Genomic DNA, 19,631 nt, shown 5'->3' on the forward strand with positions numbered 1-19,631 from the left:
CGGCAAAAATGCCACAGCCCCGGCTTATTGCGCCTTAAAGGCGTGCAGGCGGTTAGTCGCTTTGGTGAGGCCATCTTTCAACCAAATCTCCGTACAACGTGCCGCTTCGTCAACCGCATCATCGATCAGTTTCTGTTCAGCAGCCTGCGGTTTGCCTAATACAAAACCGACAACTTTATTTTTATCGCCCGGATGACCGATTCCAACGCGTAAACGGTGAAAGTTCGGGTTATTGCCCAGTTTGCTGATGATGTCTTTCAGGCCGTTGTGCCCGCCGTGACCACCGCCCAGTTTAAATTTTGCCACGCCCGGCGGCAGATCCAGCTCATCGTGCGCAACGAGGATTTCGTCCGGATTAATACGATAAAACGTCGCCATGGCCGCGACCGCTTTACCACTCAGGTTCATAAAGGTCGTTGGCACCAGCAGACGCACATCTTCCCCTGCCAGCGTGATACGCGAGGTGTAGCCAAAAAATTTCGGCTCGTCGCGCAGCGGGGCACGCGCGCGCTCCGCCAGTAAATCGACATACCACGCGCCCGCATTGTGACGGGTCGCGGCGTATTCAGCGCCGGGGTTCGCCAGCCCGACAATCAGTTTAATCGTCACTTTTTATTCCTGATCAGATCATTGTCCGGCGCGTAGTTTACGTTGTGCGACGCGCGAAAACAAAATTCTCACAGCGAAACGCGGGGAATGATAATAATTGCGCATCTGAACCATTCGAATTTCAATCAGTTCAGGGGCTTATTTGTAAATTTGTGTTAGTCGACGAGATGTAATTGTGATCCTACGCGCACCCGTTCAAACAGGGGTTGCCTATACTTTAACCACAAGGATTGGGGGGATCCCCATCCAACCCATCGTTCCGGAGGTGACATATGAAACGCAAAAACGCGTCGTTACTCGGTAATGCGCTTATGGGGTTGGGGCTGGTAGTCATGGTTGTCGGAGTGGGATACTCCATTTTAAACCAGTTGCCACAACTTAACCTGCCGCAAATTTTCGCCCATGGCGCGGTGCTGAGTATTTTCCTCGGTGCAGTGCTCTGGCTTGCAGGTGCCCGTGTCAGCGGGCATGAACAGGTGTGTGATAAGTACTGGTGGGTGCGCCACTACGACAAACGCTGCCGTCGCGACAGGCATACTCACAGCTAACCGCGTATGATTTCGATAACGGTTCCTTCGGGAGCCGTTTTTTTTGGCTTTTTTGTTGACCCTCACGTAACGTCAGGCTTCAGAGTCGGGTTCGTGTGAAGGAGAAGGCACCATTATGTTAATTCTGGTGGGTGAACTGGCGCGTCGGGCGGGTATCAGTGTCCGGACGCTGCATCATTATGAACAAATTGGACTGCTGCTGCCTTGCACACGAAGCGCCGCAGGCTACCGGTTATATAACCTTGACGACGTTAAGCGCCTGCAATTAATCCAGGCGCTGGCGAAAGCAGGGATGGGGCTTTCGGCAATTGGGGATTACCTGGCGAAGGAAACACGCCCGCTTGCGGTATTGCTTGATGAGCAAATCACCATGCTGAGCAGACAAATCCAGACCATCGCGACGTTGCGCGAACAATTAGTCGTGCTTCGCGAGTCTCTGGCCTGTGGCGTGGAGCCGGACCTGGAATCCTGGTTACGGACACTGGAGTTAATGCATATGTACGATCGTTGGTTTAGTCGCGAAGAGTTACAGACATTGCCGTTTGCCGCCTATGACGAGGAGCGTAACCGAATCTGGGCGCAGATGGTCAGTGAAGCACAGGCGCTTATGGCGCAGCATTGTCCACCGGATGATCCGCGGGCGATGGATCTGGCAGGGCGCTGGATGGATCGGCTGCAACAGGATACGGCCGGGAAACCGGAATTCCTTACGCGTCTGAATGAAATGCACAGCGTGGAGCCGCAAATGCGTGAACAGACCGGCATCACGACGGAGATGACGGATTTTATCACCCGCAGTTTTGCCGAAAGTAAACTGGCTGTCTGGCAACGTTATCTCTCACCGCAGGAGATGGCATTTACCCGCGCGCATTATTTTGATCGCATGATGGAGTGGCCGGCGCTGGTGGCAAAACTGCACGTTGCGCAGCGGGAGGGGGTGGATCCGCAGTCGGAGGAAGCGCAACGACTGGCAAACCACTGGCTGGAGCTGTTCGAGTCCTATGCCGGTACCGATCCGCAAACGCAGCAGAAATTCCGCAATGCCATGCAGCATGAGCCGCACCTCATGAAGGGAACATGGATGACGCCCGAGGTGCTGCACTGGTTACAACGGGCGATAGACGCGATGATGCGCCGCCGCCACGGCGCAGGGGATTCACAGATCTGCTAATGCCGCATCGCGGTTAGGGAAAAACGCCAGACGGCCAGGGATTGGCTGAATACCGGCGCGTGCCAGCGTGCGTAGCGGCTGGAACTCAAGATTACTGACGCGAAGTTCAGTGCCTTCCGGCAGTCTGCTCACAAAGCGGCGGAAGGCATCCAGCCCGCCAGCATCGAGCACCGGCACGGCATCCCATTTCAGTACCACAATGCGCTTGCCAACAATGCGTGACTCCAGATCGCTAAACACGCCTTCAGCAGCAGCAAAGAACAGCGGGCCAATCACGCGTAGCACCAGCACATCATCCGGCACCTCAACATTGACTACGGCCAGACGCGTCATGCGCGCAATACGTCGCATAAAGAGCAGCGAAGCCAGCACGATGCCGACGCTGATGGCGATCACCATGTCGAACAGCACCGTTAACGACATGCAAATCAGCATCACAATAATGTCGTCTTTTGGGGCGCGGCGCAGCAGGTCAATCACTTTGTGCGCTTCGCTCATGTTCCATGCCACCATTAACAGTAGCGCAGCCATCGCTGACAGCGGGAGCCACGAGAGCAGGGGAGCCAATACCAGCAATGCCATGATCACCAGTAACGCATGGATCACCGCCGAAATGGGCGAGGTGGCCCCTGCGCGCACGTTTGCCGCTGAGCGGGCAATTGCCGCCGTTGCAGTGATCCCGCCAAAGAACGGCGCCACAATGTTGCCCAGCCCCTGACCAATCAGCTCACTATTGGCTTTATGTTTGGTTCCGGTCATACCGTCCAGCACCACGGCGCAGAGCAGGGATTCAATCGCGCCCAGCATGGCCATTGAGAACGCAGCAGGCAACAGCGCGCGCAGCGAATCCCAGCTCAGCGTAAATGCTGAATTCGGCAAATTCCAGGGCAGGACCAGTTGCGGTAATAGCTGTGGAATGCCGTTACCCTGCGAGCCGTCTGCCAGCACATAGTGGAACTGAGAACCGATAGTGGCGACGTGTCCACCCAACACATTGACACATAACATAACTGCGCAACCGGCCAGCAGTGCCGGCAAATGGCCCGGCAGACGCAGCCGCAAACGGGGCCAGAAGATCAGCGTGCCGAGCGTTGTCACGCCAATAGCCGCATCGCCAGGATTGATTGTCGGTAAAGCCATGACCAGCGCGCCGACTTTTTGCAAATAGTGTTCAGGCACGTGCGTCAGTTGCAGACCGAAGAAATCCTTAATTTGCATTGTGCCGATGGTGATGCCAATCCCGGAGGTGAAGCCGAGCGTGACCGAAAGGGGAATGTATTCAATCAGGCGGCCAAAGCGCGCCAGCCCGAACAGGATCAGAAAAACCCCGGACATCAGCGTCGCGACCAGTAATCCGGCGAGCCCAAACTGTTGTGATACCGGGTAAAGGATCACCACAAACGCGGCAGTAGGGCCGGAAACGCTGTAGCGGGAACCGCCGCTCAGGGCGATAACAATCCCGGCAACCGCCGCTGTATAAAGGCCATATTGCGGTGCAACGCCGCTGCCAATGGCCAGGGCCATCGCCAGCGGAATGGCAATAATGCCGACGGTGATGCCGGCGATCAGATCCCGGCTAAAACGGGCAACGGTATATTTTTCTTTCCAGCAGGCATCAATGAGCGCGCGGAAAGGCATGACATGAGAGGAGAGCAGCTTGTTCACAATGGTATGTCATCCGTGAATGCGTCAGTCAGCTATTAATAAATCGTACAAATGAACTTGTGCAATAAAAAAACCCGCCGCAGCGGGTTTTTTTACAGGCATTGATTAATGCTCGAACATGGCGGAAATCGATTCTTCGTTGCTGATACGACGAATCGCTTCTGCCAGCATGCCAGAGAGCGTCAGCGTACGTACGTTCGGCAGCGCTTTGATCTCCTCGCTCAGCGGAATGGTGTCGCAGACAACCACTTCATCAATGACCGAGTTGCGCAGGTTGTTGACCGCATTGCCAGAGAAAATCGGGTGCGTTGCATACGCAAACACGCGTTTTGCACCGCGCTCTTTCAGCGCTTCTGCAGCTTTGCACAGGGTGCCGCCGGTATCGATCATATCGTCAACCAGTACGCAGTCACGGTTAGCCACATCACCGATGATATGCATCACCTGAGAGACGTTAGCGCGCGGACGACGTTTGTCGATGATGGCCATGTCGGTATCGTTCAGCAGCTTGGCGATCGCTCGGGCGCGAACCACGCCGCCGATGTCCGGAGAAACCACAATCGGGTTATCCAGGTTCAGCTGCAGCATATCTTCGAGCAGAATGGGGCTACCAAATACGTTATCAACCGGCACATCGAAGAAGCCCTGAATCTGTTCAGCATGCAGGTCAACGGTCAGTACGCGGTCAACACCGACGCTGGAGAGGAAATCAGCAACGACTTTTGCGGTAATCGGTACACGCGCAGAACGCACGCGGCGGTCCTGACGGGCATAGCCAAAGTAAGGAATGACCGCGGTGATACGACCTGCGGAAGCACGGCGCAGGGCATCAACCATAACAACCAGTTCCATCAGGTTGTCATTGGTGGGGGCACAAGTGGACTGGATGATGAAAATATCACCACCGCGTACATTTTCATTGATTTGTACGCTGACTTCGCCGTCGCTAAAGCGACCTACGGCGGCGTCGCCGAGAGAAGTGTACAGGCGGTTGGCAATACGTTGTGCTAGTTCCGGGGTAGCGTTACCAGCAAAAAGCTTCATATCAGGCACGAGAAGAACCTCAGGCATGCGTCCAGTGGTGGATAGAGTCGGCCAAAATGTGCGGTCAGGGCAGAAATCTATCCATGCGGTGTATTAAAGAGCGCGATGCAACGTCTGGAACAAGAGTGACGTTGTCACCGGAGCTCAGCTTGCCCGGCGATGGCTTGTGCTAGCGGCGAGAGGTTGACGCCTCGCGCGACAAAACCGTTTAGCCATTCCGGGGCTTGCTCAAGCACCTGACGAGCGGCGGATTCGGTGTCAAATTCGGAAAAGACACAGGCTCCTGTGCCAGTCAGGCGCGACGGCGCGTATTCTAACAGCCAGGAAAGCGCGGCATCAACCTCGCGAAAACGTTTTCTTGCGATAACCTCGCAATCGTTGCCAAATTCACATTTTAGTAACGTATCGATTGACCTTTTGGGTGAATTTCTCGGCAACTCAGGATCTTTGAAAATCAATGGCGTGGGAATGCTCACACCCGGATGCGCGACCAGATACCACTTTTCCGGCGGGTTCACTGGGGTTAATACTTCGCCCACGCCCTCGGCGAAAGCAGCATGGCCGCGCACGAACACTGGCACATCGGCACCGAGGGTTAAACCCAGAGCTGCCAGTTCGTCAACGCTGAGGCCACAGCGCCACAAATGGTTCAGTGCCACCAGCACAGTCGCGGCATCGGAAGAGCCACCGCCCAGCCCACCGCCCATTGGCAGGCGCTTATCGATGGCGATATCCGCGCCGCAACCCACCGCTAAACGCCCGGTTTCGCCAGCGCGCTGCATCAGTAGACGGGCGGCGCGAACGATCAGGTTCTCTTCCGCCGGCACGCCATCGACTGGCGTCAACAGATGGATTTCGCCATCGTTGCGCGGTTCGATGTGCAGGGTGTCGCCATAATCAAGAAACTGAAATAGGGTCTGTAAAGTGTGGTAACCGTCCGCACGCTGGCCGGTGATATACAAAAACAGATTGAGTTTCGCCGGAGCAGGCCAGGTGGTCATCATTTAACGATCCAGTTATCCATTTTCAGCTTAATGCGCTGGCTGCCGTCGCTCAGCTCCATATTGGCAGGCAGAGAGGGCTGCGTTTTGCTGTCGTAGCCGCTGTAAACCACTTTCCACTTTTTACCGCCCTGGCTGTAGTTCAGCTCACTCAAACGGTATTGATCGTCGAGTTTGTAGTCTGTTGCCTCGCCTGGCAGACCGAGGATCCACTGGCGCAGGCTATTTAATGGAATCGGCATCCCGGTCAGTTTACCGATCATCTCTTCGGCATCATCCGCTTTGTAATGCTGGCCTTTGTTATCCACCAGTTCGGCGGAGCCTGGCTGGGCATTGAGCTCCAGTTCTGTGCTGCCCAGCGGGTTTGTCAGCAGCAGACGGTAGCGATCCTGGCCGGTTTGCTGCCAGAAAAAGCGGGCATACACTTTTTGCTGATCGGAGAGATACGCAAACGCGCCGCGGGTCTGGTATTGGCTCAGTTCACGCACTTGCTGCTGGTGCTGGCGCCACTGCGGTGCGTCGGGGCTTTTACCCGGCCCTTTCGGGGCGGTGAGGGTACAGGCGGTGAGCACGAGGCTGGCCAGCGGCAGCAGACGGATAAGGCGGGAGGCAGGTAACGTCATAATGATGACAAATCCTTGAGATACGTTGCAGTAATTACCCCTAATGCTAGCGTCGCCGTGAAACAGCGTCTACGTTCAAGTTGTCTTAAATCATTAAATTACCAATTACTCCGAAAGGGGAGTCTCTCTTTTATTGACCACGCGCATCCTGTATGATGCCTGCAGTCTAACCTTATCAACGTTGGTACTATTCCCGCGCCCATGACCCTTTTAGCACTTGGCATCAACCACAAAACGGCTCCCGTTTCGTTGCGAGAACGCATTGCGTTTTCGCCGGAGTCGCTTGACCAGGCTCTGGAGAGCCTGCTGTCACAGCCGATGGTGCAAGGGGGAGTGGTCCTGTCGACATGCAACCGTACTGAACTCTATCTGAGCGTAGAAGAGCGCGATAATCTGCAAGAGGCGCTGGTGCGCTGGCTGTGCGATTATCACCATTTGCGTGAAGAAGAGGTGCGTCAGAGTTTGTACTGGCACCAGGATAATGACGCCGTCAGCCATTTAATGCGCGTGGCGAGTGGGCTTGATTCTCTGGTACTTGGCGAACCGCAAATTCTTGGCCAGGTGAAAAAGGCGTTTGCCGATTCCCAACGTGGGCACCACAACGCCAGCGATCTGGAGCGTATGTTCCAGAAGTCGTTCTCCGTGGCCAAACGCGTGCGTACTGAGACGGACATTGGCGCCAGCGCGGTTTCCGTTGCGTTCGCCGCGTGTACGCTTGCCCGGCAAATCTTTGAGTCTCTGGCTTCCGTCAATGTGCTGTTGGTCGGTGCAGGGGAGACCATCGAACTGGTGGCGCGCCATTTGCGTGAGCATAAAGTTCAGAAAATGATCATCGCCAACCGTACCCGTGAACGCGCACAGGTGCTGGCGGACGAAGTGGGCGCCGAAGTGATTTCGCTCAGCGAGATCGATGAACGCCTGAAAGACGCCGATATTGTCATCAGCTCTACTGCCAGTCCGTTGCCGATTATTGGCAAAGGTATGATGGAGCGGGCGATGAAAGCGCGCCGTAACCAGCCGATGTTATTGGTAGATATCGCCGTCCCGCGAGACGTCGAACCGGAAGTCGGCAAAGTCGCTAACGCCTACCTCTACAGCGTAGACGATTTGCAAAGTATTATTCAGCACAACCTGGCGCAGCGCAAAGCGGCTGCGGTGCAGGCAGAAACCATCGTCGCCCAGGAAACCAGTGAATTTATGGCCTGGCTGCGCGCGCAAAGCGCCAGCGAGACAATCCGTGAATACCGCAGCCAGTCCGAAGATGTTCGCGATGCGCTGACGGCAAAAGCGATCGCCGCGCTCGAGCAGGGCGGCGATCCGCAGGCAATTATGCAGGATCTGGCATGGAAACTGACCAATCGCCTGATCCACGCCCCAACCAAATCTCTTCAGCAGGCCGCCCGTGACGGGGATGATGAGCGCCTGCATATTCTGCGCAACAGCCTCGGGCTGGATTAGCACAACAATCTCTAATTACTAAGGTGCACTTACGCCTATGAAGCCTTCTATCGTTGCCAAACTGGAAGCCCTGCATGAGCGCCATGAAGAAGTTCAGGCGCTACTCGGTGATGCGCAAACCATTGCCGATCAGGATCGTTTCCGTGCGCTGTCGCGTGAGTACGCGCAGCTTAGCGATGTGTCACGCTGTTTTACTGACTGGCAACAGGTTCAGGAAGATATCGAAACCGCGCAGATGATGCTCGACGACCCGGAAATGCGCGATCTGGCGCAGGACGAGTTACTCGAGGCAAAACAGAAAAGCGAACAGCTTGAACAACAGTTGCAATTATTGTTGCTGCCAAAAGATCCGGATGATGAACGCAATGCGTTTGTGGAAGTTCGCGCCGGAACCGGGGGCGATGAAGCCGCGCTGTTTGCCGGTGATTTGTTCCGCATGTACAGCCGTTATGCAGAAGCCCGCCGCTGGCGTGTTGAGATCATGAGCGCTAACGAAGGCGAACATGGCGGTTACAAAGAGGTGATCGCTAAAATTAGCGGTGACGGGGTATATGGACGTCTGAAATTTGAGTCCGGCGGGCATCGCGTACAGCGTGTACCGGCCACCGAATCGCAGGGGCGTATTCATACCTCTGCCTGTACCGTCGCCGTGATGCCGGAGTTGCCAGAAGCGGAGCTGCCGGACATTAACCCGGCAGATTTACGTATTGATACGTTCCGTTCTTCCGGCGCGGGCGGTCAGCACGTTAACACCACCGATTCCGCTATCCGTATTACGCACCTGCCGACCGGGATTGTGGTGGAGTGTCAGGATGAACGTTCGCAACATAAAAACAAAGCGAAAGCCTTGTCGGTGTTGGGGGCACGTATTCACGCCGCAGAAACGGCCAAACGTAATCAGGCGGAAGCGTCTACGCGTCGCAACCTGCTGGGTAGTGGCGATCGCAGCGACCGCAACCGCACCTATAATTTCCCACAGGGTCGCGTGACCGATCACCGTATTAACGTGACACTCTATCGCCTGGATGAGGTGATGGAGGGCAAGCTGGATATGTTGATCGAACCTATTGTGCAGGAATATCAGGCCGACCAGCTGGCGGCGCTCTCTGAGCAGGAATAATGGATTATCAACAGTGGTTGCGTGAGGCGATAAGTCAGTTGCAGGCCAGCGAGAGCCCGCGTCGTGATGCGGAGATCCTGCTGGGTTTTGTGACCGGTAAAGCTCGCACCTATATTCTTGCCTTTGGTGAAACGCAGCTTACCGCCGGGCAGCAGCAACAGCTGAAGACGCTGCTTGCCCGACGCGTTCGTGGTGAGCCGGTCGCGCATTTGGTGGGTGTGCGTGAGTTCTGGTCGCTGCCGCTTTTTGTGTCGCCTGCCACCCTGATCCCCCGTCCGGATACCGAATGCCTCGTCGAACAGGCGTTGAGCCGTTTGCCTGCCGCGCCATGCCGCATTCTTGATCTCGGCACCGGTACAGGGGCCATTGCACTGGCGCTGGCCAGTGAAAGGCCTGACTGTGAGGTTGTTGCTGTTGATGTGGTGCCAGAGGCGGTGGCACTGGCGCAGCGCAATGCCGATAATCTGGGCTCGGGTAATATTACGATCCGCCAGAGCAGCTGGTTTAGCGCGCTATCCGGGGAAACGTTCTCGTTGATTGTCAGTAATCCGCCTTACATTGATGAGCAGGACCCTCATCTGACGCAAGGCGATGTGCGGTTCGAGCCGTTGAGCGCATTGGTGGCGGCTGACCATGGGCTGGCGGATCTGCAATGCATCATTGACGATGCGCCATCTCATTTGTTACCGGGCGGCTGGTTGCTGCTGGAGCATGGCTGGCAGCAAGGTGCTGCGGTGCGCGAGTTGTTTAACCAGCGTGGCTGGCAACAGGTGGAAACCTGCCGTGATTATGGCAACAATGAGCGCCTGACTCTTGGCCAGTGGCTGCGCGCGGAGTAAGCAGCAATGAGTGCCTTTAAGATCCTGATTACGTTACATTTGACGTCGGTGGCATTGACCATTAGCCTGTTTGCTTTACGTTACTGGTGGCGCTGGTCGGCCCATCCCCGGGCCCAGGCCCGCTGGGTGCGCATTGTGCCGCACTGTGTGGATACGGTGTTGCTGTTAAGTGGCGCAGGGTTGATGTGGGTGACGGGCTATTTGCCGTTTACTGCTAAAGGTGCATGGCTGACTGAAAAGCTGTTTGGCGTTATCATCTACATCGTTTTGGGTTTTATTGCGCTGGGGCGACATCGCCCGCGCAGCCAGCAAACGGGCTTTATTGCCTTTTTGCTGGGGCTGGTGGTGCTGTACATCATCATCAAACTCGCCGCCACAAAAGTACCGATACTGGGGTAAGACATGAGGTCGTTAGCCGATTTCGAATTTAATAAAGCGCCGTTATGCGACGGGATGATCCTTGTTTCCGAACTGATCCGCGATGATTTTCCTTCGCAGTATGTGCATGACGAACTGGAGCGTTTGCTCAGTCTGGCACGGGAAGAAATCAGCATGGCGAAGCCTCAGGACTGGCAGCTGGAAAAACTCGTCGAGCTGTTTTATGGCGAATGGGGTTTTAAAGATACACGCGGTGTTTACCGTCTGTCAGACGCGTTATGGCTGGACAAAGTTCTGGAAAATCGCCAGGGCAGCGCTGTCTCACTCGGTGCCATTTTGTTATGGGTCGCCGGGCGTCTCGATATCCCTCTGATGCCGGTGATCTTCCCGACGCAGCTAATCCTGCGGGCAGAGTGGCTCGATGGCGAAATGTGGCTCATTAACCCGTTTAACGGCGATACGCTGGATGAGCACACGCTGGAAGTGTGGCTGAAGGGCAATATCAGCCCGGTTGCCGAGCTGTTCAATGAAGATCTCGACGAAGCGGATAACGCCGAAGTGATCCGCAAGCTGCTGGATACGCTGAAGTCGGCCCTGATGGAAGAGCAGCAGATGGAGCTGGCGCTGCGAGCCAGTGAAGCGCTGTTGCAGTTCAATCCGGAAGATCCGTACGAGATCCGCGACCGTGGGTTGATTTATGCCCAGCTTGATTGCGACCATGTCGCGCTCAATGATTTAAGTTATTTCGTTGAGCAGTGCCCGGAGGATCCCATCAGCGAGATGATCCGCGCGCAAATCAACACAATTTCGCACAAACAAATTACCCTGCATTAAGCATGAGTTCCGATTCACACTCGATAAGGCGATTCTATGAAACAAAAAGTGGTTAGCATTGGCGACATTAAGGTTGCGAACGACCTGCCGTTTGTCCTGTTTGGCGGTATGAACGTGCTGGAATCCCGCGATTTGGCAATGCGCATTTGCGAACACTACGTCACCGTGACCCAGAAACTGGGCATCCCGTATGTGTTCAAAGCCTCTTTTGACAAAGCCAACCGCTCTTCCATCAAGTCCTACCGTGGGCCGGGCCTGGAAGAGGGGATGAAGATTTTTCAGGAGCTGAAACAGACTTTCGGTGTAAAAGTGATCACCGACGTACACGAAGCCTCGCAGGCACAGCCTGTTGCCGATGTGGTTGACGTGATCCAGTTGCCGGCTTTCCTTGCGCGCCAGACCGACCTGGTAGAAGCGATGGCCAAAACCGGGGCTGTCATTAACGTCAAAAAACCGCAATTTGTCAGCCCTGGCCAGATGGGCAACATCGTCGATAAATTCCATGAAGGCGGTAATGACAAAGTCATCCTCTGCGATCGTGGTGCCAACTTCGGTTATGACAACCTGGTCGTGGATATGCTTGGCTTCAGCGTAATGAAGAAAGTTTCCAACAATTCGCCGGTGATATTCGACGTTACGCACGCGCTGCAGTGCCGTGATCCGTTTGGTGCGGCTTCCGGTGGTCGTCGTGGGCAGGTGGCAGAACTGGCCCGCGCCGGAATGGCGACAGGTCTGGCAGGGCTGTTTATTGAAGCGCACCCGGATCCGGATAACGCAAAATGTGACGGTCCGTCCGCGCTGCCGCTGGCGAAACTGGAGCCGTTCCTGAAGCAGATCAAAGCGATTGACGATCTGGTGAAGAGTTTCGACGAACTCGATACAGAGTAAAACGAAAAACCCCGCACTGGCGGGGTTTTTTATTGCCGCCAACAGCCGTCAGGCAAAAATTGTCATCAGGTACGCAGCGAATAACGCCAGGTGCGCGGCGCCGTTAAGCACATTGGTGCGGCCAGTGGAAAAAGAGATCTGGCACAGCAATAGCGAGGTGACCATCACGATCATTTCAGGCGCACCCAGCGCAAAGATCAGATGATTTCCGGTGAACCACGCAATCAATGTAACGACCGGTACCGTTAGCGAGATGGTTGCCAGTACCGAGCCGAAAAAGAGATTCATCGCCCGCTGAACCTGGTTATTCAGCACCGCTTTCAGCGCGCCGAGGCCTTCAGGCGAGAGAATTAACAGCGCGACAAGGAAACCGGTGAAAGCGACCGGGGCATTCAGTTCACCCAGCAACGTTTCAAGAGGCTTTGCATTCATTTTGGTCACCGCAATAACGGCCACCAGGTGGATGATTAACCACACCGTATGCCAAAGATTCCCGTGCGCAGAGGGTTTACCGTGGTGCGGATCGTCGTCGTCGCTCTCATCTTCATGTTCATAAACAAACAAGCTTTGATGCGTTTTGGTCTGGATCAGCAAAAACACACCGTACATCGCTGCCGAAATCAGCGCGACCAGCAACGCCTGACCGGTAGTGAAATTGGCATCCGGCAACGCCATTGGAAAGACCAGCACAATGATAGCCAGCGGGAAGAGGGCAATCAGATACTGTTTAATACCGAACAGGTTCATATACTGGGTGGCAAACTTTCGCCCGCCAAGCAGTAATGAGAAGCCCACCAGGCCGCCGGTGACGATCATAATGATGGAATAGAGGGTATCGCGCATTAACGTCGGTGCCGCATCGCCCGTTGCCATCAGCGCGGAAATCAGGCTCACTTCGAGAATAACGACCGAGAGGCTCAGAATCAGTGAACCATAGGGTTCTCCAAGGCGGTGCGCGAGGACATCGGCATGGCGTACCACGCTAAACGCACTGGATAAAATACCGATAAGCGCCAGAATATTGATTCCGATTACCGCTGGCAGCGAATGCGAACTTCCCCAGAAGAGCAGCACCGCCAGCGCCAGCACCGGAAAAATAAGGGAGGTCTCCTTGTGGCGGGTTTTTACCGCCTCGTGTGTTGTTGTCATTGTGATTCTCCATCCACAGTGCGGGTTTTTGACATTATAGTTAACGCTGTACAGCACATTAAAATAGCAAAAATACGCAATTTCGTGGTGTTTTTTACTTAATTTTACCGCCATTTGTTCTTTTTAAATTAAGGTGTCTGAATTAAGGTGTTTTATTAAAATACTTTATAAATTACATATAGATATATTTTTCATTGCGACACAATTTATGCTGCGTTGGCGAAAACGGCATTCCTCGTTCAGACTTAGGGTTTTATCGCAAAAGGAGCCCTAAAATGCCGTATAAAAGCAAATCTGACCTGCCTGAGAGCGTGCAAAATGTGCTGCCTGCACATGCGCAGGAAATTTATAAAGAGGCGTTTAATAGCGCCTGGGATCAATATAAAGATAAAGAGGATCGTCGTGATGACGCCAGCCGCGAAGAGACTGCGCACCGGGTAGCCTGGGCGGCCGTGAAGCATGAGTACGAAAAAGGGGATGACGATAAGTGGCATAAAAAGAAATAGCCACGATTTGTGCTCTGTTCGATAGATTGTCGCTATTGCAAGCGGCCAGTGAATTGCATATGGTCGTAGTAAGCTGCGTTGAAACCAGCAGCATATGTCGGGAAGGCAGCAGTAAAGCAGTTGCAGGGAAGCATGCAGTGGCGGAGGTAAAAGATGTTAACGCGTGATTTCTTGCTCAAAGCCGATTGTAAAACGGCGTTTGGCGACATTGAGGAATCGCTATTATGGTCGGCAGAACAGCGGGCAGCATCGCTTGCTGCAACCCTTGCCTGTCGGCCTGATGACGGACCGGTATGGATTTTTGGCTACGGTTCGCTGATGTGGAACCCGGCGCTGGAGTTCGATGAATCCTGCACCGGGACGCTGGTAGGCTGGCATCGTGCATTTTGTTTGCGTTTAACCGCAGGGCGCGGTACGGCCTGTCAACCTGGGCGCATGCTGGCGCTGAAAGAGGGCGGACGCACGACCGGTGTGGCCTACCGTTTGCCGGATAACGCCCTGGAGCAGGAGCTCGGCCTGCTGTGGAAGCGTGAGATGATCACCGGCTGCTATATGCCCAGTTGGTGTAAGCTGGCGCTTGATGATGGCCGAATGGTGAATGCGTTGGTGTTTATTATGGATCCCCGTCATCCGTTGTATGAGTCGGATACCCGCGCGCAGGTGATTGCTCCACTGATAGCCGCCGCCAGTGGCCCGCTTGGCACCAACGCACAATATCTTTTTTCGCTGGAACAGGAACTGGTTAAGCTCGGCATGCATGACGACTGCCTGAATGAACTGGTGGGGAAAGTGCGGGGGTTACTGGAAGAAGAAAAACCAGGCCCGGATCTGCAACCTGGTTTCGCCTGCTAAACCACAGCCGTCACGCTGCAACGTAGCTGATTGAGTGCTCCAGCGACTGGCTGTGACTATCAATCAGCACATTCCAGATACCACTGTAAGGCACTGCAAGATAAGCGCTTGCCTTATTTTGTACACTTAAAATATCCGTCTGGGTTTGCGAAGAGCGGCCTTTCTCGCTCATCAGATGGATATGACAATTTTCAGAACAACGAACCACCACCGTATCGCCGCCAAACAGCTTCAAACTTGCCTTCACCAACGCCATTTTCAACCCCGTAGTCGTTAAACAACGCGCTCCATGCTGGAAAATCCCGTGCGTGATTTTGTTCACAATTCACTCATTGCATAACACCAAAGCGAGGGGGCCTGAATGCTGATTTTGATCAAAAAAAGGCGTAACGATTAAACAAAAATTACATTATTCGGCGTGATGATATGTCGGCGCGTTAAATAAAGCACAAAACGCACCGACATAAGATTAAATGCGGAAATGTCCGGCTGTTTCAGCAAGGTCGCCCGCTTGCGAGCGGAGCGCGCCAGCGGCGGCGGCAGACTGGATCACCAGTTCGGCGTTTTGTTGCACCATGCGGTCCAAATCGATTACAGCGTGATTGATCTCCTGAATCCCTTTCATCTGCTCGCTGGTGGCGACGGTGATTTCCCGCATGATCACTGACACGCTATCGATGCTGGATACAATATCAGTCATGCTTTCCCCGGCCAGCCGGACATAGCGTGAACCGGTTGCCACACTGTCGGTGGTGGTATCAATCAGCGTTTTAATCTCCTTCGCCGCCTGTGCGCTACGGCTGGCGAGATTACGTACTTCGCCGGCGACAACTGCGAATCCACGGCCTTGTTCCCCGGCACGTGCTGCTTCCACTGAGGCGTTCAACGCGAGGATATTGGTCTGGAAAGCAATGGCGTCAATCACGCTGGTAATATCACCGATTTTTGTGGAGGCCGCTTCAATTGACTGCATGGTATTGATGGCCTGATTCACCACCTGGCCTCCGCGCGACGCGGCTTGTGATGCAGCATGCGCCTGATCGTTGGCCTGCGATGCGGCGTCGGTCGACTGCGCGACCGAGGCAGTGATCTGCTCGACCGCACTCGCGGTTTCGCGCAGGCTGGAAGCAGCCTGTTCGGTACGCCCGGAGAGATCCTGGTTACCGGCGGCAATCTCCTGCGCCGCCTGTTGTACCGAATTGCTGGAATCGCGCAGCTTCGCCATTACAACAGACAGCTTGTCGCTGAAGGCGTTAAATGCCTGCGCAATTTGCGACACTTCATCGTTACCATTCACTGGCAGACGCTGGGAGAGATCATTTGTGCCGCTGCTAATGGCGTTCATGGCGTCTCGCACGGTCAACAGTCGCTTGAGCAGGGCCGAAACTATCCAGTGCATAAAGGCTCCGGTAATCAACAGCAGTATCACCAGCGTCAGCGCCGAAGCCTTTAACTGCGCGCGTAAGCCGGCGGTAGAGTCTGCACTGTCCAGCGCCACGACTAACAGCCAGTTGGTGCCTTTGACCTGGCTTGCCTGCAACACTTTCTGTTCATCGGCATAATTCCCTGTGACGGGTTTACCGCTACGCAAATCAGCGAAACTGACGCCGCTCACCGCATCGGTAAACGGTTTTTGCGTGAGTTTATCATTCGCCGCGGCAATGATTGTGCCATCGCTGGCCAGCAGCATGCCGCTGCTGTTTGGCGTCGGGCTGATACCTTTAACGTTGGCCACGACGCTGTCCATCGATACATCGCCCGCCACCACACCTTTCAACACCCCGTTCTCTTTCACCGGCACGGCAAACGTTACCACCAGGCTGCCAGTACTGGCGTCAACATAGGGGGCGGTCACGACAGGGGCGTCCGCTTTTACCACTTGCTGATACCAGGGGCGGATTGTCGGATCGTAGTCAGGCGGTACGCCGCCAGGATCGGAGAACTTCGCCGTTTTACTGGCGTAACCGACATAAACATTGATAAAACCGCCAGCGCGCGCGATCTGGGTAAAGACCGGCACCGGGTCGCTGGTCAGGGCCACACTTTGCAAAGAGGCGATCATGGTTGTTTTCGTGGCGATCCAGTCGGCAATGGCAATGCTGTGACTGGCGCTGGTACTGGAAAGGATATCTTGCTGAGTTTGCGTGTTATGTCGGCTGGTTACCTGATAATTAATGATGGTGTTAAGCAGCAAAGCGATAACGAGGCATCCCGCTGTCGCCGCCAGAATACGGGCTTTAATCGATCTGAACATTTTTATAGTACCTGCTGTGTTGTCTTAAAGGGCTATCGGCAACCCAGCAGGCAAACTTGATGACGTAAAGGCACCTATAAGAAAAAAATATTAAACTCGCCGCAATATTAGAAAGTTAATACTTTATCTGCCGCCAGCGTCCATTGGGCCAGTTCGATCAGTGTGCCAATTTCGACCCCTTCGATCAGCGGCAATGCGGTGATGCCTCGCCCATCCGTGCAGGTTTTGCACAACTTCACCGGGATCTGTTGCGCCGTTAAAATCTCCAGCATCTGCTGAATATTGTAACCTTCCGCCGGTTTCTGCCCGCGCAACCCGGCGGTCACGGCATCGGACATCAGAAACAGTTTCAAATCCAGTTCAGCGCTCTGCTCGCGCAGCGCAATGGCCAGCCGCAGGCTGTTAAACAAAGATTCACTACCGTAAGCGGCACCGTTAGCAATAATGACCAGTTTTTGCATTTTCACTCCCTCGACAGGTTTGCGCCGCAGAGTTGCCGCGCAGCAGGGGCTTATGCTACTGCGCCGCCGCCCCAGGGGAAAGGGCGGCGGCGCAAACAGGGAGGATTACTGACCAAAACGGCCAATTAATCCGGCAGCGGCAAGGGTGTGGCCTTTCAGCTTGCTGAAGAGCGCTTCCCGGGTGAGCCCGGCAGGCAGGTCAGGGGGGAGCGAGGTGGCAATCAGGGTGAAGGTATAGTGATGAGCCCCACTGCCTGGTGGCGGGCAGGGGCCATGCCAGCGGACATTACCCGGCGTATTTTTCCCGCCGGTATATCCTTTACCGTCGCGCAGATCATTTTGCGCAAAACCCGCCGCAGCAGGCGAAATATTATACGCGACCAGGTGCGTCACGCCGAGGCCGGAGGCACCTTCGGGATCGTGCACCACCAGGGCAAAACTCTGGGTATTGGCAGGCGGATGACTCCATATCAGCGCCGGCGACATATTCTCTCCGGTGCAGTTGGGATTGCTACTGGCGTTGCCGGCAAATTTTTTCTCCATCAGGGCATTGTCGGCAAACGCAGGGGACTGCAATACAAACAGTTCATTAGCAGTGGCCTGAACAGCGCAACTTAGCAATACACAGCATAACGCGGAACGAATGCTTTTTTTCATCGCGGCTCTCTAAAGACAAACAGTCTATTAACTGTAGTTGCGGCGCAGCGGGCGCGATCAGGATTTTCCTGAAAATGGCCGTATGGCTGCAAAGGGGGGCAAAAAAACGTTACCCTTTAAGAGTGTATAACCCGTGACGGGGGCGATCCTGATTAAAGTTGTTATGCGTAATGTTATCTGTTCCCCGCTTTGTTCCCTCCTTGTCGTTCTGCTGGCGGGAGGTTCTGTCAGTGCCCGACAGAGCAGCTTTGTTCAGCAGGCGGAAAACCCCTTCGACAATAACGGTGACGGTTTGCCGGATCTCGGTATGGCTCCGGAAAATGGCGCGCAGGAAAAACATTTTGCGGAGATGGCGAAAGCCTTTGGTGAAGCCAGTATGACAGATAACGGCCTGACCACGGGCGCGCAGGCGCGTCAGTTTGCCTTTGGCCAGATACGTGATGTCGTTAGCGATGAAGTAAACCAGCAGGTTGAATCCTGGCTCTCCCCGTGGGGAACCGCCAGCGTTGATTTTAAGGTCGATAATGACGGCGGCTTTAACGGCAGCCATGGCGACTGGTTTGTTCCTCTGCAGGATAATAATCGCTATCTCAGTTGGGGAATGCTGGGGCTGACTCAGCAGGATGCCGGGCTGGTCGGCAATGTCGGCGTGGGGCAGCGCTGGATCGCCGGGAACTGGTTACTGGGATATAACACCTTCTACGATAACCTGCTGGAAGATAACCTTGGCCGTGCCGGGCTTGGTGCGGAAGCCTGGGGCGAGTATCTGCGTTTTTCCGCCAACTACTACCAACCTGTTAATAGCTGGGAGTACCAGAGCGCGACGCTGCAGCAGCGAATGGCGCGCGGTTATGATGTGACGGCTCAGGCAAGATTACCGTTCTGGCAACAGCTCAACACCAGCGTCAGCCTTGAACAATATTTTGGCGACAGTGTGGATCTGTTTGACTCCGGTACCGGTTATCACAATCCGATGGCGGTAAAGCTGGGGGTACACTACACCCCGGTACCGCTGGTGACCCTGACGGCCGAGCATAAACAGGGCGAGAGTGGTGTCAGCCAGAATGACCTGGGGCTGAAATTAAATTACCGCTTTGGCGTGCCGCTGTGGAAACAACTCTCCGCCAGTGAAGTGGCGGAAAGCCGCTCGTTGCGGGGGAGTCGCTATGACAGCCCGACCCGCAACACGGTGCCGGTGTATGAGTATCGTCAGCGCAAAACGTTGTCGGTCTTTCTCGCTACGCCGCCGTGGGATCTGCAACCCGGGGAGACAGTGCAGCTTAAATTGCAGGTCAACAGCGTACACGGTATTCGAGCCATTAGCTGGCAAGGGGACACGCAGGCGCTTAGCCTGACGCCGCCTGCTAACGGCCGCAGCGTCGATGGCTGGACGCTGATCATGCCGCGCTGGGACAGCAGCCACGGAGCAAGCAACCGCTGGACGCTCACGGCGCTGGTGGAAGATGAGAAAGGCCAGAAGGTCACGTCCAATACAATTGAACTGAAACTGACGGAGCCGGTGATTGCTCCGACAGCCGACAACACGACGGGCTGGTCACTGCCAGGCCCGTAAT

21 protein-coding genes are annotated in these 19,631 nt (G+C 54.9%); 11 read left to right on the top strand and 10 right to left on the bottom strand.

Annotated elements, in window-relative coordinates; all coding sequences use genetic code 11:
• Nucleotides 1-24: 24 nt before the first annotated feature.
• Nucleotides 25-609, bottom strand: a complete 585-nt coding sequence (gene pth, locus ACUY4S_RS11010; RefSeq protein WP_312689443.1) for an aminoacyl-tRNA hydrolase — start codon at nt 607-609, stop codon at nt 25-27.
• Between the two features lie 272 nt (nt 610-881).
• Between pth and ychH the strand changes: the two genes are divergently transcribed.
• Together ychH and ACUY4S_RS11020 are read left to right on the top strand one after the other, a co-directional pair.
• Nucleotides 882-1,157: a stress-induced protein YchH gene (gene ychH, locus ACUY4S_RS11015; protein ID WP_312689444.1), complete on the top strand. Its 276-nt coding sequence runs from the start codon at nt 882-884 to the stop codon at nt 1,155-1,157.
• 115 nt (nt 1,158-1,272) lie between these two features.
• Nucleotides 1,273-2,328: a MerR family transcriptional regulator gene (locus ACUY4S_RS11020; protein ID WP_458021861.1), complete on the top strand. Its 1,056-nt coding sequence runs from the start codon at nt 1,273-1,275 to the stop codon at nt 2,326-2,328.
• Here the strand turns inward: ACUY4S_RS11020 and dauA are convergent.
• The 4 genes from dauA to lolB all read right to left on the bottom strand — a co-directional run bounded on the left by dauA (nt 2,314) and on the right by lolB (nt 6,661).
• The gene (gene dauA / locus ACUY4S_RS11025) at nt 2,314-3,966 is read right to left on the bottom strand and encodes a C4-dicarboxylic acid transporter DauA (protein WP_312689509.1); all 1,653 of its coding nucleotides are present in this window, start codon (nt 3,964-3,966) and stop codon (nt 2,314-2,316) included. The genes ACUY4S_RS11020 and dauA overlap by 15 nt on opposite strands.
• Nucleotides 3,967-4,098: 132 nt before the next feature.
• Entirely contained in the window at nt 4,099-5,046 is a 948-nt protein-coding gene (prs, locus tag ACUY4S_RS11030; protein ID WP_007371855.1) for a ribose-phosphate diphosphokinase, read from the bottom strand.
• A 125-nt stretch (nt 5,047-5,171) separates the two neighbouring features.
• Nucleotides 5,172-6,041, bottom strand: a complete 870-nt coding sequence (ispE, locus tag ACUY4S_RS11035) for a 4-(cytidine 5'-diphospho)-2-C-methyl-D-erythritol kinase (RefSeq protein WP_312689448.1) — start codon at nt 6,039-6,041, stop codon at nt 5,172-5,174.
• Nucleotides 6,038-6,661 carry a lipoprotein insertase outer membrane protein LolB gene (lolB, locus tag ACUY4S_RS11040; RefSeq protein ID WP_312689450.1) on the bottom strand — a complete coding sequence of 208 codons (624 nt, stop codon included), beginning with the start codon at nt 6,659-6,661 and terminating at the stop codon, nt 6,038-6,040. Before lolB ends, ispE begins: the two co-directional genes overlap by 4 nt.
• Nucleotides 6,662-6,862: 201 nt before the next feature.
• Here lolB and hemA point away from each other — a divergent pair, with 201 nt between their 5' ends.
• From hemA to kdsA, 6 genes are read left to right on the top strand one after another with little or no spacing between them, the layout of a single operon-like run.
• Entirely contained in the window at nt 6,863-8,119 is a 1,257-nt protein-coding gene (hemA, locus tag ACUY4S_RS11045; protein ID WP_312689452.1) for a glutamyl-tRNA reductase, read from the top strand.
• A 37-nt stretch (nt 8,120-8,156) separates the two neighbouring features.
• On the top strand, nt 8,157-9,239 hold the full coding sequence (gene prfA / locus ACUY4S_RS11050) for a peptide chain release factor 1 (RefSeq protein WP_312689454.1): 1,083 nt from the start codon (nt 8,157-8,159) through the stop codon (nt 9,237-9,239).
• Nucleotides 9,239-10,078 (top strand): peptide chain release factor N(5)-glutamine methyltransferase, encoded by an 840-nt coding sequence (gene prmC, locus ACUY4S_RS11055; protein ID WP_312689455.1) that lies wholly within the window; start codon nt 9,239-9,241, stop codon nt 10,076-10,078. Before prfA ends, prmC begins: the two co-directional genes overlap by 1 nt.
• Before the next feature lie 6 nt (nt 10,079-10,084).
• The gene (gene sirB2 / locus ACUY4S_RS11060) at nt 10,085-10,477 is read left to right on the top strand and encodes an invasion regulator SirB2 (protein WP_312689457.1); all 393 of its coding nucleotides are present in this window, start codon (nt 10,085-10,087) and stop codon (nt 10,475-10,477) included.
• Between the two features lie 3 nt (nt 10,478-10,480).
• A complete protein-coding gene (sirB1, locus tag ACUY4S_RS11065; RefSeq protein ID WP_312689459.1) occupies nt 10,481-11,290 on the top strand; it encodes an invasion regulator SirB1 in 810 nt (269 codons plus the stop codon).
• Nucleotides 11,291-11,326: 36 nt separating this feature from the next.
• The gene (gene kdsA, locus ACUY4S_RS11070; RefSeq protein WP_458021860.1) at nt 11,327-12,178 is read left to right on the top strand and encodes a 3-deoxy-8-phosphooctulonate synthase; all 852 of its coding nucleotides are present in this window, start codon (nt 11,327-11,329) and stop codon (nt 12,176-12,178) included.
• 48 nt (nt 12,179-12,226) lie between these two features.
• Here the strand turns inward: kdsA and chaA are convergent, their stop codons facing one another.
• On the bottom strand, nt 12,227-13,327 hold the full coding sequence (gene chaA, locus ACUY4S_RS11075; protein ID WP_458021859.1) for a sodium-potassium/proton antiporter ChaA: 1,101 nt from the start codon (nt 13,325-13,327) through the stop codon (nt 12,227-12,229).
• Nucleotides 13,328-13,602: 275 nt separating this feature from the next.
• Here chaA and chaB point away from each other — a divergent pair, with 275 nt between their 5' ends.
• Together chaB and ACUY4S_RS11085 are read left to right on the top strand one after the other, a co-directional pair.
• Nucleotides 13,603-13,833, top strand: coding sequence for a putative cation transport regulator ChaB (gene chaB / locus ACUY4S_RS11080; protein ID WP_312689463.1), 231 nt, complete (start codon nt 13,603-13,605; stop codon nt 13,831-13,833).
• Nucleotides 13,834-13,986: 153 nt separating this feature from the next.
• Entirely contained in the window at nt 13,987-14,685 is a 699-nt protein-coding gene (locus tag ACUY4S_RS11085) for a gamma-glutamylcyclotransferase (RefSeq protein WP_312689465.1), read from the top strand.
• Between the two features lie 10 nt (nt 14,686-14,695).
• On the opposite strand, the gene ACUY4S_RS11090 is transcribed toward ACUY4S_RS11085, so the two are convergent.
• From ACUY4S_RS11090 to ACUY4S_RS11105, 4 genes are all read right to left on the bottom strand, one after another.
• The gene (locus ACUY4S_RS11090; protein ID WP_312689512.1) at nt 14,696-14,941 is read right to left on the bottom strand and encodes a DUF1883 domain-containing protein; all 246 of its coding nucleotides are present in this window, start codon (nt 14,939-14,941) and stop codon (nt 14,696-14,698) included.
• Between the two features lie 213 nt (nt 14,942-15,154).
• Nucleotides 15,155-16,939, bottom strand: a complete 1,785-nt coding sequence (locus ACUY4S_RS11095; protein ID WP_458021858.1) for a methyl-accepting chemotaxis protein — start codon at nt 16,937-16,939, stop codon at nt 15,155-15,157.
• A 107-nt stretch (nt 16,940-17,046) separates the two neighbouring features.
• The gene (locus ACUY4S_RS11100) at nt 17,047-17,400 is read right to left on the bottom strand and encodes a DsrE/DsrF/TusD sulfur relay family protein (RefSeq protein ID WP_312689469.1); all 354 of its coding nucleotides are present in this window, start codon (nt 17,398-17,400) and stop codon (nt 17,047-17,049) included.
• Between the two features lie 105 nt (nt 17,401-17,505).
• Entirely contained in the window at nt 17,506-18,057 is a 552-nt protein-coding gene (locus ACUY4S_RS11105; protein WP_312689470.1) for a YbhB/YbcL family Raf kinase inhibitor-like protein, read from the bottom strand.
• A gap of 163 nt (nt 18,058-18,220) precedes the next feature.
• Here ACUY4S_RS11105 and ACUY4S_RS11110 point away from each other — a divergent pair, with 163 nt between their 5' ends.
• Nucleotides 18,221-19,630, top strand: coding sequence for a YchO/YchP family invasin (locus ACUY4S_RS11110; protein WP_458021857.1), 1,410 nt, complete (start codon nt 18,221-18,223; stop codon nt 19,628-19,630).
• The last annotated feature ends 1 nt before the right edge of the window (nt 19,631 follow it).

The organism is Kosakonia beeri (assembly GCF_054165705.1).

Coding starts and splice junctions, on each gene's coding strand:
- ychH (WP_312689444.1), top strand. CDS start 882: ATGAAACGCAAAAACGCGTCGTTACTCGGTAATGCGCTTATGGGGTTG.
- ACUY4S_RS11020 (WP_458021861.1), top strand. CDS start 1,273: ATGTTAATTCTGGTGGGTGAACTGGCGCGTCGGGCGGGTATCAGTGTC.
- dauA (WP_312689509.1), bottom strand. CDS start 3,966: ATGCCTTTCCGCGCGCTCATTGATGCCTGCTGGAAAGAAAAATATACC.
- ispE (WP_312689448.1), bottom strand. CDS start 6,041: ATGATGACCACCTGGCCTGCTCCGGCGAAACTCAATCTGTTTTTGTAT.
- lolB (WP_312689450.1), bottom strand. CDS start 6,661: ATGACGTTACCTGCCTCCCGCCTTATCCGTCTGCTGCCGCTGGCCAGC.
- hemA (WP_312689452.1), top strand. CDS start 6,863: ATGACCCTTTTAGCACTTGGCATCAACCACAAAACGGCTCCCGTTTCG.
- prfA (WP_312689454.1), top strand. CDS start 8,157: ATGAAGCCTTCTATCGTTGCCAAACTGGAAGCCCTGCATGAGCGCCAT.
- prmC (WP_312689455.1), top strand. CDS start 9,239: ATGGATTATCAACAGTGGTTGCGTGAGGCGATAAGTCAGTTGCAGGCC.
- sirB2 (WP_312689457.1), top strand. CDS start 10,085: ATGAGTGCCTTTAAGATCCTGATTACGTTACATTTGACGTCGGTGGCA.
- sirB1 (WP_312689459.1), top strand. CDS start 10,481: ATGAGGTCGTTAGCCGATTTCGAATTTAATAAAGCGCCGTTATGCGAC.
- kdsA (WP_458021860.1), top strand. CDS start 11,327: ATGAAACAAAAAGTGGTTAGCATTGGCGACATTAAGGTTGCGAACGAC.
- chaA (WP_458021859.1), bottom strand. CDS start 13,327: ATGACAACAACACACGAGGCGGTAAAAACCCGCCACAAGGAGACCTCC.
- chaB (WP_312689463.1), top strand. CDS start 13,603: ATGCCGTATAAAAGCAAATCTGACCTGCCTGAGAGCGTGCAAAATGTG.
- ACUY4S_RS11085 (WP_312689465.1), top strand. CDS start 13,987: ATGTTAACGCGTGATTTCTTGCTCAAAGCCGATTGTAAAACGGCGTTT.
- ACUY4S_RS11090 (WP_312689512.1), bottom strand. CDS start 14,941: ATGGCGTTGGTGAAGGCAAGTTTGAAGCTGTTTGGCGGCGATACGGTG.
- ACUY4S_RS11095 (WP_458021858.1), bottom strand. CDS start 16,939: ATGTTCAGATCGATTAAAGCCCGTATTCTGGCGGCGACAGCGGGATGC.
- ACUY4S_RS11100 (WP_312689469.1), bottom strand. CDS start 17,400: ATGCAAAAACTGGTCATTATTGCTAACGGTGCCGCTTACGGTAGTGAA.
- ACUY4S_RS11105 (WP_312689470.1), bottom strand. CDS start 18,057: ATGAAAAAAAGCATTCGTTCCGCGTTATGCTGTGTATTGCTAAGTTGC.
- ACUY4S_RS11110 (WP_458021857.1), top strand. CDS start 18,221: ATGCGTAATGTTATCTGTTCCCCGCTTTGTTCCCTCCTTGTCGTTCTG.